At 58.7% G+C, this 11,853-nt stretch carries 12 protein-coding genes; 5 read left to right on the top strand and 7 right to left on the bottom strand.

Annotated features, from left to right (window positions below):
• Window positions 1–75: 75 nt before the first annotated feature.
• From hflC to cfaB, 4 genes are all read left to right on the top strand, one after another.
• The gene (hflC, locus tag BLU25_RS14530; RefSeq protein ID WP_016782898.1) at window positions 76–984 is read left to right on the top strand and encodes a protease modulator HflC; all 909 of its coding nucleotides are present in this window, start codon (window positions 76–78) and stop codon (window positions 982–984) included.
• Window positions 981–2,039, top strand: a complete 1,059-nt coding sequence (hflK, locus tag BLU25_RS14525) for a protease modulator HflK (protein WP_083369696.1) — start codon at window positions 981–983, stop codon at window positions 2,037–2,039. The genes hflC and hflK overlap by 4 nt, the downstream gene beginning before the upstream one ends.
• Entirely contained in the window at window positions 2,036–3,946 is a 1,911-nt protein-coding gene (locus BLU25_RS14520) for a cation-translocating P-type ATPase (protein WP_083369695.1), read from the top strand. The genes hflK and BLU25_RS14520 overlap by 4 nt, the downstream gene beginning before the upstream one ends.
• Before the next feature lie 119 nt (window positions 3,947–4,065).
• The gene (gene cfaB, locus BLU25_RS14515) at window positions 4,066–5,250 is read left to right on the top strand and encodes a C17 cyclopropane fatty acid synthase CfaB (RefSeq protein ID WP_029611656.1); all 1,185 of its coding nucleotides are present in this window, start codon (window positions 4,066–4,068) and stop codon (window positions 5,248–5,250) included.
• Here cfaB and BLU25_RS14510 read toward each other — a convergent pair.
• The gene (locus BLU25_RS14510; protein WP_016782902.1) at window positions 5,241–5,726 is read right to left on the bottom strand and encodes a hypothetical protein; all 486 of its coding nucleotides are present in this window, start codon (window positions 5,724–5,726) and stop codon (window positions 5,241–5,243) included. The two genes, cfaB and BLU25_RS14510, sit on opposite strands and share 10 nt — an antisense overlap.
• 110 nt (window positions 5,727–5,836) lie before the next feature.
• Entirely contained in the window at window positions 5,837–7,276 is a 1,440-nt protein-coding gene (cls, locus tag BLU25_RS14505) for a cardiolipin synthase (RefSeq protein WP_016782903.1), read from the bottom strand.
• Between the two features lie 134 nt (window positions 7,277–7,410).
• Between cls and BLU25_RS14500 the strand changes: the two genes are divergently transcribed.
• Window positions 7,411–7,929, top strand: a complete 519-nt coding sequence (locus tag BLU25_RS14500) for a DUF3617 domain-containing protein (RefSeq protein ID WP_016782904.1) — start codon at window positions 7,411–7,413, stop codon at window positions 7,927–7,929.
• Here BLU25_RS14500 and BLU25_RS14495 read toward each other — a convergent pair whose 3' ends face one another.
• Genes BLU25_RS14495 through folE2 form a run of 5 tightly spaced genes read right to left on the bottom strand, consistent with a single transcriptional unit; the run spans window position 7,930 to window position 11,807 of the window.
• A complete protein-coding gene (locus BLU25_RS14495) occupies window positions 7,930–8,490 on the bottom strand; it encodes a gamma carbonic anhydrase family protein (RefSeq protein WP_016782905.1) in 561 nt (186 codons plus the stop codon). It abuts the gene before it with no gap.
• Entirely contained in the window at window positions 8,487–9,377 is an 891-nt protein-coding gene (locus tag BLU25_RS14490) for a metal ABC transporter substrate-binding protein (RefSeq protein ID WP_016782906.1), read from the bottom strand. Before BLU25_RS14490 ends, BLU25_RS14495 begins: the two co-directional genes overlap by 4 nt.
• Before the next feature lie 11 nt (window positions 9,378–9,388).
• Complete coding sequence (locus BLU25_RS14485; protein WP_016782907.1) at window positions 9,389–10,255, bottom strand: metal ABC transporter permease; 867 nt, start codon at window positions 10,253–10,255, stop codon at window positions 9,389–9,391.
• Window positions 10,255–10,914 (bottom strand): metal ABC transporter ATP-binding protein, encoded by a 660-nt coding sequence (locus BLU25_RS14480; RefSeq protein ID WP_016782908.1) that lies wholly within the window; start codon window positions 10,912–10,914, stop codon window positions 10,255–10,257. The genes BLU25_RS14485 and BLU25_RS14480 overlap by 1 nt, the downstream gene beginning before the upstream one ends.
• Window positions 10,911–11,807: a GTP cyclohydrolase FolE2 gene (gene folE2, locus BLU25_RS14475; protein ID WP_016782909.1), complete on the bottom strand. Its 897-nt coding sequence runs from the start codon at window positions 11,805–11,807 to the stop codon at window positions 10,911–10,913. The genes BLU25_RS14480 and folE2 overlap by 4 nt, the downstream gene beginning before the upstream one ends.
• Between the last annotated feature and the right edge of the window lie 46 nt (window positions 11,808–11,853).

Genomic DNA, 11,853 nt, shown 5'->3' with positions numbered 1-11,853 from the left:
CATCACGGCTGTTCACACCACGGCCATCACCACCCGGGCGATGCCCATGAGCCAGGCCCCTTCCCGTGGCGACGCATGGGCTGGGCGGCGTTGCTGGTGCTGTTTGCCGTTGCGGCGGCGAGCCTGGTGCAAGTGCGCTCCGGAGAAGCGACGGTGATTACCCGCTTCGGCAACCCGGCCCGGGTGCTGCTGGAGCCCGGCCTGGGCTGGCGCTGGCCGGCGCCGTTCGAAGTCAGCGTGCCGGTGGATCTGCGTTTGCGCACCACTTCCAGCGGCTTGCAAGATGTGGGCACCCGCGATGGTCTGCGGATTATTGTGCAGGCTTATGTGGCGTGGCAGGTGCAGCCCGATGCCGACAATGTGCAGCGCTTTATGCGCGCCGTGCAAAATCAGCCTGATGAAGCGGCCCGTCAGATTCGTACCTTTGTAGGCTCGGCACTGGAAACCACCGCTGCCAGTTTCGACCTTTCAAGCCTGGTAAATACCGATGCCAGCCAGGTCAGAATTGCCGACTTCGAAGCGCAACTGCGCCAGCAGATCGAACAGCAATTGCTCAGCACTTATGGTGTGCGTGTGTTGCAGGTGGGGGTTGAGCGCCTGACGTTGCCCTCGGTCACGCTCACGGCCACCGTTGACCGCATGCGCGCCGAGCGCGAAACCATCGCCACTGAACGCACTGCCGTAGGCAAACGCGAAGCGGCGCAAATCCGCTCCGCTGCCGAGCGCGATGCGCGCATCCTGCAGGCCGATGCCAGCATCAAGGCGGCTGATATCGAAGCCCAGTCCCGGGTCGAAGCTGCGCAAATCTACGGCCGCGCCTATGCCAGTTCGCCTGCGCTGTACAACGAGCTGCGCTCCCTGGATACCCTGGGCAGCATGGTCAATCCGGGCACAAAAATTATTTTGCGCACCGATGCGGCGCCGTTCCGGGTGTTGGTTGACGGCCCACCGACGCTGGACGCCAAGGCCGAGTTGCAACCATGAGCCAGGCCCATGACGAGATAAAAGGTGTCAGCAGCCCCTGGCAACAGGCCGGGCGGTTGGCATTTTTGGGCTTGTACGCGGTGACGGTGTTCGCGGCGGTTGCCTGGGGTGTTTCCAACGTGCGTCAGATCGATCCGCAAAACCGCGCCGTGGTGTTGCGCATGGGCGCGCTGGATCGCATTCAAAATTCCGGTTTGTTGTGGGCCTGGCCAAGGCCTTTCGAGCAAGTGGTGATCGTGCCGGCAGCTGATCGCGTGAGCGAACGCCGGATTGAAAACCTGCTGCGTTCGGATGTGGCGTTGCAGGCCGATCGCAAAGCTTCGTTTGCCACACCGGTCAGCGATGCCCTGGCCGGCTCCGGGTATTTGTTAACCGGCGATGCCGGGGTGGTGCAACTGGATGTGCGGGTGTTCTACAACGTTACCGAGCCTTATGCCTTTGTGCTGCAAGGCGAGCATGTACTGCCTGCGCTGGACCGGTTGGTGACGCGCAGTGCCGTGGCGCTGACCGCCGCCCGCGATCTGGACACGATCCTGGTGGCGCGCCCGGAGCTGATCGGCACTGACAGCCAGGCCGCCGAACGCCGTGAGCGTTTGCGTGGGGATCTGGTACAGGGCATCAACCAGCAACTTACCGCCCTGAGTACCACCGGGCAGGGCATTGGTGTGCAAGTGGTACGGGTGGACGTGCAATCGAGTTTGCCCGGCCCGGCCGTGAATGCCTTCAATGCGGTACTGACGGCCAGTCAGCATGCCGAGCAAGCGGTGGCCACGGCGCGCAACGAGGCAGCCAAGGTCACTCAGTCAGCCACGCAACAGGCCGATCGCGCCGTCGAGCAGGCGCAAGCCCAGGCCAGTGAGCGTGTGGCCAAGGCCCAGGCGGATACAGCCACCATCAGCAATCTGGCCAAGGTGCAGCAGGCTGGCAACGACCCGGGCTTGATGCTGCGTTTGTATCGCGAACGCATGCCACGGATTCTGGGGCAGGCCGGATCGGTCACCAGTGTTGATCCCAACGATGATTCCCGCCTGATTATTCAGGGAGCTGAACAATGAACGCGTCTGCCACTCAACCCGTCGCGAGCCTGCTGACAGGTACTGAACAACGTCGCGCTGCGCGCCAGTTGACCCTGGCCATGCTGGCGCTGGGCCTTTTGGCCTTGGGGCTGGTGTGGCGCTGGCTGATGCCTGCGCAGGTCGGTGTCAGTCAGTTGCTGCTGGGCGTGGCTTCATTATTGGTGGCCGTGCCGGTGATGCGTTCGGCCTGGTACAGCCTGCGTTACCCCAGTTTGCATGGCATCACTGATCAGTTGATTGCCTTGGCCATGCTCGGTGCCTGGGCTACCGGCGATTTGCTGACGGCAGCTTTGCTGCCGATCATCATGATTTTTGGCCATGTGCTGGAAGAGCGCAGTGTGATTGGCTCCCAGGAAGCGATCCATGCCCTGGGCAAACTGACCCGCAGCCAGGCGCGATTGTTTCAGGCTGACGGCAGCTTGCGGGAAGTCGATAACGCCACCCTCAAGAGCGGTGATCAGGTCGAGGTGCGTGCCGGTGACCGGGTACCCGCCGATGGCCTGGTACTGGCAGGGCAGGCCAGCCTCGACACGGCCTCGATTACCGGTGAGTCAGTGCCGCTGGAAGTTAGTAGCGGCATGCCGATCTTTGGTGGTGCCATTAACCTGGATGGCCTGCTGCGGGTGCAAGTTACCCGTACCGGCGAGGAATCGACGCTGGGTAAAGTCATCGCCCTGATGCAAAGCGCCGAGCGTGCAAAACCTCCGATCACCCGTTTGCTCGAGCGCTATGCAGGCAGCTATATGGTGCTGGTGTTGATGATCGCGGCTGTCACCTGGTTTATCACCAACGATGCCCAGGCCATGCTCGCGGTGCTGGTGGCGGCCTGCCCGTGTGCGTTGGTGTTGTCGGCACCGGCTACGGCGATTGCCGGGATTGCCGTGGCTGCACGTCACGGGATCCTGATCCGCAGTTCGGCGTTTCTGGAAGAGCTGGCCGACCTCACGTCACTGGTTGTGGATAAAACCGGCACCCTGACCTATGGCACCTTGCATCTGCAAGCAGTTGAAACCGATGTGACAGACCCGCAGCCGCTGCTGCAACTGGCTGCCAGTTTGGGCGCGGCCAGTAGCCACCCGGTAAGCCGGGCCCTGGCCGGATTGGTGAGCCACGAGCAGATGCTGCCCCTCACTGATGTGCGCGAGCGTCAGGGGTTGGGGGTTGTGGCTGGCACCGGGCAGGGCGAAGCGGCATTGGGCCGCCCCGAGTTGTTTCACCAATTGCAGATCACCACCACCGCCGTGCCTGAGCACGACGGGCCCATCGCCGGGCTGTCGCTCAATGGCCAGTTTCTGGGCTGGATGTTGTTGGCTGACAGCATCAAACCCGAAGCCCGGCAGGCGTTGAGTGAGCTGCGCGAACTGGGGCTCGGGCGCCAGGTGCTGCTGACCGGTGACCGCCAGAGTGTGGCTGAGCATTTGGCGCACGCGGTGGGCATCCACGAAGTCCAGGCGCAGGCGCTGCCCGAAGACAAGCTCGACCGAGTACTGAGTGAAATCGGCAACGGTTTCCGGCCGATGGTGGTGGGCGATGGCATCAACGATTCGCTGGCGCTCAAGGCCGGAGTGGTTGGTGTTGCGATGGGGGCAGGCGGTGCGGATATCGCGCTGGCGTCGTCGGATATCGTATTGATCGGCAGTGACTTGCGTCGGCTGGGCACCTGCGTGCGTCTGAGCCGTGAGTGCCGTCACACCTTGCAGGTCAACGTGATCATCGGCCTGGGCTGGACCCTGGCCATTGTCGCGGCTGCGGCTTTTGGCTGGCTGGGTGTTGCCGGGGCGATGATCGCCGCGGTGCTGCATAACCTCAGCACATTGTTGGTGCTGGGCAATGCCGGGCGCCTGCTACGTTTTCATGAACCCCTGCAGGCGTTGAAGCCTGCGTGAAAGTGATTCGGATAAACGGTCGCGCCCGCTCTAGCGTCGACCTCCTGTCCGCGAAACTGACAGTTTTGGTTATTCGGCTAACCTATAGTTTTGATATCTGAAATGAAGGAGGAACACAGATGCTCGCGCAACTTCCACCGGCCTTACAGAAACTTCAACTTCCATTACGGCTAAGGCTCTGGGACGGACACGAGTTCAATTTCGGCCCGACGCCCAGCGTCACGATCGTGGTCAAGGACCCGACCCTGGTAGCTCAATTCACCCACCCCAGTCTCGACTTGCTGGGCAGCGCTTTTGTTGAGGGCCGGCTGGAGCTGGAGGGCTCCATCAGCGAAGCGATCCGCGTATGCGATGAGTTAAGCCAGGCACTGGTGGACGATGATGACTACGCTCCGCCACCGCGGGTTTACCACGACAAGGCGACCGACGCCGAATCCATCTCTTATCACTACGACCTGTCCAACGACTTCTACCAGTTGTGGCTTGACCGCGACATGGCCTATTCCTGTGGATATTTTGAAACCGGGGAAGAGAGCCTGGACGAAGCCCAGCAAGCCAAGTTCCGCCTGCTGTGCCGCAAGCTGCGGCTCAAGCCCGGCGAATACTTGCTGGATGTTGGCTGTGGCTGGGGTGGGCTGGCGCGTTTTGCCGCGCGGGAATATGGCGTCAAGGTGTTCGGTATTACCTTGAGCAAGGAGCAGCTCAAACTCGCTCGCGAGCGGGTCAACGCCGAAGGCCTGCAAGACAAGGTCGACCTGCAACTGCTCGATTATCGTGACCTGCCGCAGGATGGCCGGTTCGACAAGATCGTCAGCGTCGGGATGTTCGAACACGTCGGGCACGCCAACCTGCGCGAATATTGCGAAATCCTCTCCAGAGCGGTGCGCGAGGGCGGGTTGGTCATGAACCACGGCATCACCTCCAAGCACACCGATGGTCGTCAGGTCGGGCGTGGCGCGGGGGATTTTATCGACCGTTATGTGTTCCCCAACGGCGAGTTGCCCCATCTGTCGATGATGACTGCCGAGATCAGCGAAGCCGGGCTGGAAGTGGTCGATGTTGAAAGCTTGCGTCTGCATTACGCGCGTACGCTGGATCATTGGAGCCAGCGCCTGGAGCAAAAGCTGGATGCCGCCGCCAAGCAAGTGCCGGAGCAAGCCCTGCGGATTTGGCGTTTGTACCTGGCAGGCTGTGCCTACGCCTTTGCCCACGGCTGGATCAACATCGACCAGATTCTGGCGACCAAACCCCATGCCGATGGCTCGCTGGAGCTGCCACCGACCCGGGCGGACATTTATCGCTGAGTGTGGTTTTCCCAGGTGATGGGTTGCGGGTCCTGTACCCGGTTTTGGTCCAGGACAAAGCGCCCATCCTGCAGGCCGATGTTTTGGTCAACCTTGGCCAGGGCATTTTGTTCAAACGTCAGTGAGCTTTTGTTGAACACAAGATCGTGGCGGGCAACATTGCCGCCCCAGTCCGGTGAGGGGAGGGAGATGTAACTGATGCGGTACTGGTCGTCAGTGAACGCTCCCTCCACCACATACACCCCGTAGTGGTTCTCTCCCGGGGAGATGATTTTGTAGAGACCATTGTCGTAGTAATACAGCACCGCTTCTTCAAAGGGTTTTTCGCTGTACATCTTCTTGTAGTGCAGCCGGTGGATAAATGTCGGCTGGCCTACTTCCACGTTGATTAGCGGCGGGGAGAGCGGTGTGACCTTGGCTTGAGCTGAAGCCAGCGTGCTGATGCTAAAGAGCATGCCCAGTAACGAGAATCGCATTGTTTTTATTCCTTACACTGAACGGCCCGGGGTATTCCGGGCCGTTCAGTTTATGGAAACCTGCTTGATGCTTTTGCCTGCTCCGAGAAATTCAGACCCTTCCTACAGGCTTATAGAACAGGCGAAACCAGCCGCGCTACTCGCATGCCCAGTTGCTGTAGCCGGTGCGTGGACTTGATATCCGCTTCGGTGATTTCACGCGCCAGGGCGAAGTCATCGAGCAACATATGCTCGACCTCACGGGCAAACGTTTCATCGACGGTCAGCAACATCACTTCAAAGTTGAGACGGAATGAACGGTTGTCCATGTTGGCGCTGCCGATGGCGCTGATTTCGTCGTCTATCAACACTACTTTTTGATGCACAAAACCGGGCTGGTAACGGAAGATCCGCACGCCTGCGCGAACGGCTTCGAAGGCATAGAGGCTGGATGCTGCGTAAACAATCTTGTGGTCCGGGCGGGACGGGATCAGGATGCGCACATCCACACCGCGCAGAACGGCCAGCCTGAGCGCGGAAAACACCGCTTCGTCAGGCACAAAGTAGGGGCTGGTAATCCACACCCTTTGATTGGCGGCATGGATGGCCTCAACGAAAAACAGCGAGCAGGTTTCGTATGGATCTGCCGGGCCGCTGGCCAGGAACTGGCAAAGCACGCCACCGTCGGGGTAGCTCTGTGGCAGAAGCAAAGGCGGCAGTTTGCGGGCGGCCCAGAACCAGTCTTCGGCAAAGGACTCCTGCAGGCAGGCGACCACAGGCCCGGTGACCTCCACATGGGTATCGCGCCACGGTGACAACGGCGGCTTGGCGCCAAGGTACTCGTCACCTACGTTGTGCCCGCCGACAAAACCGCGCACGCCATCCACCACCACCACTTTGCGATGGTTACGGAAGTTGACCTGGAAACGACTGATCCAGCCGCCACGGGTGGCAAACGCATAAGTTTGCACGCCACCTGCGCGCAAGGTCTCGGCATAAACTTTTGGCAGGGCATGGCTGCCGATGCTGTCATAGAGCACATGCACCGCAACCCCTTGAGCGGCTTTTTCAAGGAGCAGCGCCTGCAGCCTCATGCCCAGGTCATCGTCCTTGATAATGAAAAACTGCACCAGGACCACTTCTTTCGCACTGCGGATGGCAGCGAAGATCGCGTCGAAAGTGGCCGTGCCATTGATCAGCAACCGTACCGAGTTGTTTGCCAGGCAAGGCATGCGCCCCAGCCTGGGCATCGCGCGCAGCGAGGCGTATGCCTTGGAGCTGCGTGCCGCGAGAGCTTCTTCGACCCACGGGCGCCAGCTCAAATGGGTGATGGCTTCACGCATTTCCTGGTTGGCATCGCGTCGGGCGCGAATGTAATCGTCAAAAGTGCTACGGCCAAAAATCAGATACGGGATCAGCGTGAAGTAAGGAATAAAGAACAGCGACATGGCCCAGGCAATCGAGCCCTGCGCAGTCCTGACCGTCAGCACCGCATGCACGGCGGCAATCAGGCCTAAGCTGTGGATTAATAGAATCAGATAACCAAGTACGTGCGGGCCTAGATAATCCATGCGTCTCCTTACTCCAAAATGTCTAATGCCAGTACTAACAGACCAGGATCTGTTATGAATGTCCTATTTGTTTGTGGGCGCAACACTTGCCCTTTTTTGACGTCTAACGCTGACAATCGCGTAGGAGTTGCTTGATGAATGTTCGTCTGCTTGGGCTGTTCATGGCTTGTGGTTTGTCGATTCCTGTGGCTCAGGCCCAAATGCTGCAACCGGGGCTTTGGGAGCTCAGCTCCAGCAATATGCAGGTAGATGGCCAACAGTTGCCTGAACTGCAGGTAATGTTAGGCCAATTACAGAATATGCTGACCCCGGAACAAAAAGCCCAACTGGAAAGCCAAGGGCTGACCATGGCGGGTAAAGGGGTGCGAGTGTGCCTGACGCCCGAGCAAGTGAAGTCAGACAACATTCCGCTGACAGACCCCAAGTCAGGGTGCAATCAGCAGATCACTGAGCGTAGTGGAAATCAGTGGAAGTTTCGCTTTAGTTGTCCAAAAGCCCAGGGCGCAGGTGTGGCAACGTTTGCCAGTGATCGTGAATTCACCACCCAAGTAAATGGCACCTTTAATGCGACCGGGATTCAGCAGAAGGGCAGCATGGATACCCGTGCTGTGTGGTTGGGGCAAAACTGTGGAACAGTTAAACCGCGCACCTGATCAAAACTCGTTTTGCAGCGCTTTATAGCCGCGCACCAAATCCACATTGGTGCGCGCTACATCCTCTGAAAACTCCGATGCGCTGACACTGACCGGCGCAAACTGGCTCAGGTCAGTGTTGGGTCCGATGCGGGTCGTGGACGGCACATAGAAGTTGTCCGGCAGGTCGCGGCCATCGACCACCGAGTTATGCCGCACCACGCAGCCGTCACCCAGCTCGCAATTGAACAGCACACTGTTGAAACCGATAAACACTCGATCGCCCACTCGGCATGGCCCGTGAACGATGGAGCGGTGCGCAATCGAAGTGCTTTCACCGATAGTGACCGCGGCGCCGGACTTTGAGTGAATCACTACGCCGTCCTGAATATTTGAATTGGCGCCGATGCTGATCGGTTGCATGCCGCCGTCCTGGTCGACTTCATCGGCACGGATCACGGCATAGGGCCCGACAAACACATTCTCGCCAATCACCACCTTGCCGCAGATGATTGCGGTGCGGTCTACATAGGCGGACTCGGCAATCACGGGTAAATCCCCGGAAGGGTTTTTTCTGATCATGGTTTGCTCAATGCAGCGTTCAGGGTGTCGAGGTTGTATTCGAAGAGTCCCAGGAAGGTGCTGGCCGGGCCTTTACTCGCCAGGGCATCGGAGTACAGGGTGCCGCCAATCTGTGCGCCACTTTCATCGGCAATTTGCTGCAACAGGCGCGAGTCCTTGATGTTTTCCATAAACACGGCTTTGACCTTGTCGTCGCGGATCTGGCGAATCAGCGCAGCGACTTCAGCGGCAGAGGGTTCCCGTTCAGTCGACAGACCTTGAGGCGCCATAAAGTCGATGCCATAAGCCTGGCCCAAATAACCGAAGGCATCGTGGGACGTCACGATACGGCGGTTGCCAGCGGGCAGGTTGCCGAGTTTGGTTTTGGCCTGGGCTTGCAGATGATCCAGCGCCTTGAGGTAGGCCTGGCTGTTACGGGTGTAGTCGGCCTGGTCGGCAGGGTCAGCCTCGATCAAGGCCCGGGTGATGTTGTTTACATACAACTTGGCATTCGCCAGATCGTGCCAGGCATGGGGGTCGGGGATGATCGCGCCATCCTCCTCCATTGAATGTGCAGTTACCCCTTCACTGGCGGTGACCAGCGTTGCCCTGGTTTCGGTACTGGTTACCAGACGATCAAGCCAGGGCTCAAAGCCCAATCCATTTTTAATAATCAGCCTGGCCTTGAGCAAAGCCTTGGCGTCGTCGGGTGAAGGCTCGTAGGTGTGAGCGTCTTCATCTGGGCCGACCAGGGCCATGACCTGAATACGTTCACCGCCTATTTTCCGGGTGATGTCCCCCAGAATACTGAAGCTGGTGACGACCGGGATTTTCGGGTTTTCGGCGGCGAACGACAGTGAAGAACCCATTACCAGAAACACACTGAACAACACGGGTAGAGCGCGCATCGTGTAGCACCTCATTGGGATGACAGCAAAGGCGGTCGGCGCAGCAAGCCGTGTACCGGACCGAAAATGACAGACAGCGCATAGCCACAACCCGCCATCAACACAATGGCCGGGCCGCTGGGCAGTGAGTAATAGAACGACAGCAGCAGGCCCAGCCAAACTGAAACGCAGCCAATCACCGCCGAGATCAGGATCAGCACAGGCAGCCGACGGCTCCAGAACCGTGAGGCAATGGCGGGCAGCATCATCAGACCCACGACCATTAATGCGCCGATGGCCTGAAAGCCGATCACCAGGTTCAATACCACAAGGGTCAGGAACAGCCCGTGAGCCAATGGCCCCAGTCGGCTGACGCTGCGCAGGAACAGGGGGTCAAGGGTATCCAGCAACAACGGGCGGTAGATGGCTGCCATCAGCAGCATGCTGAAGGTGGTTACCCAGAACATGCCCGTCAGTGTCTGGCTGTCGACGGCCAAAGCCGAACCGAACAGCAGATGGAGAAGGTCCAGACGTTTACCGGCGATGCCCAGAATCAATATGCCGCTGGCCAGTGAGATCGGATAAAGCGCCGCGAGGCTGGCATCTTCACGCAAACCGGTGCGCCGGGTGATCCACGCTGACAGCCCGGCCATGCTCAAGCCCGCCCCCAATCCGCCCATGGTTAGAGCGGGCAAGCTCAAACCGGCGAACCAAAAACCCAGAGCCGCACCCGGCAAAATGCCGTGTGCGACGGCATCACCAATCAGGCTCATTCGCCGCAAGATCAAAAAAACACCCAGTGGTGCCGTGCTACACGCCAGAAGCAAACCGCCGAACAAGGCGCGGCGCATAAACACAAACTCTTGAAAGGGTTGCCATAACTGGCTGGCGATAACCATCAGGCGACCTGCGGCGGTTTTATCAGTTGGGTACTCGCCGCCAGAACGCTGCCGCTGCCTTTGATCAACAGCGTTTGGGGCATGTGTTTGCGCACTGCGGCCAGGTCATGACACACCACCAGCAATGTTCGGCCCTCGGCCTGCCAAGTGTTGATGTGCTGCCAGAGCAGTTCCTGCCCCAGTTCATCCAATGCTGCATGAGGCTCATCGAGCAATAACAACGGGGCATCGGCCAGGCATAAGCGCGCCAATAAAGCGCGTTGCAATTCACCACCCGACAAGGCCATCAGTGGGCGATGTTCCAGGCCGCTCAAATGCCAGTTCGCCAATACCGTATTCAACCGAGCACTTCGTTGCTGCGCTGTTTGCTTCTTGCCCCAGAATCCTGCGGCCACCAATGCTTGCAAACTGATGGGGAATTGCCGATCCATGAACTGCTGTTGCGGCATATACGCCACGTTGCCACGCCGTGGAACATCCAGCAGGACTTTGCCGGTAAGTGGTTTTTGCAGGCCTGCAATGACTTTAAGCAAGCTGCTTTTGCCGCAACCGTTGGCTCCAATAACGGCAGTCAAACTGCCCTTGGCCATCGCAACATCAAGTGCCGGCGTGAGCGGCTGACCGGGCGCACCCCAGGTCAGGTTCTGGCAGCGGATCATGGGGCCTCCCAGTTCCAAAAACTTTCAGCGACGGCGTCATGACTGTGCAAACTTTCCGCGTGGGTCACTTTCAGTTTGAAGGCGTTTACGCCCGTTGTTTTCTGCAGTGCCGTATTCAGCCGTCGCGCAGCATCTTCACAGAACATCAGGTTTTGGCCGTTGGCCAAGGCGAAAGCCTGCTCGTCTGCGCGCTTGACTGCGGTTTGTACAGCAGTGCCAAGCGAGCTTTCAGCGTTGTCGATAATGTTTTTCAGGGGTAGGCAGGGGTGCTGATGATCCAGAATGATCGACAAATCTGCCGAACTGCGCTGGCTGTGGGGTGTGGCGACAATGCCTTTAGGGCTGCCGAGCCATGCCAAAACATCGGCGTGTTGCAGGGCCTGGTTGGCAAAGTCATCGATAAATTGTTGCTGAATTAATTGCCGGGCCAGTGCTGCTGAGCAGGGGCAAGTGGACGAGTAACTCACGAGAATTTTTAGTTCCACGTGGAACATTCCGTTTTTCAAACTCGCTTCGAGGGTTACCGGATAGCTTTTCCAGCCCGCCAATGGGCTGACCAACGCCGGGCGTTTGAGCAGTAAATCACTGTGAATCCGCACATAGGCTTTATCAGATAGACCTTGGTGGCTATCGAGGAAACGCTGCAGAAGTCGTCTTAGCAGGGCGGGTGTGAGGTTTTCTGTTTCCAGCATATCCAGCGCTAGATACAGGCGAGACATATGAATCCCCCGAGCAGTGGCATCTTTCAGGTTCACCCCGGCGTCGATTTTTGCGCTGAGACGTTGGCCGTCAATCAGCACGGGAGAAGCAATGCCACACATGCCCACCCACTCAAGCGCAATCGCTTGTTGGGATGACTGCGCGGCAATATCCGGCAAGGTCAGCGCATTCATATGAGAGATCCGTTACAGAGTATTTCGACATGTTATATTATAACGA

It is taken from the genome of Pseudomonas fragi (genome assembly GCF_900105835.1).
GTDB classification, from domain to species: Bacteria; Pseudomonadota; Gammaproteobacteria; order Pseudomonadales; family Pseudomonadaceae; genus Aquipseudomonas; species Aquipseudomonas fragi.
Note: the sequence above shows the minus strand (reverse complement) of the source record. Positions and strands in the feature narration are given on the sequence as shown.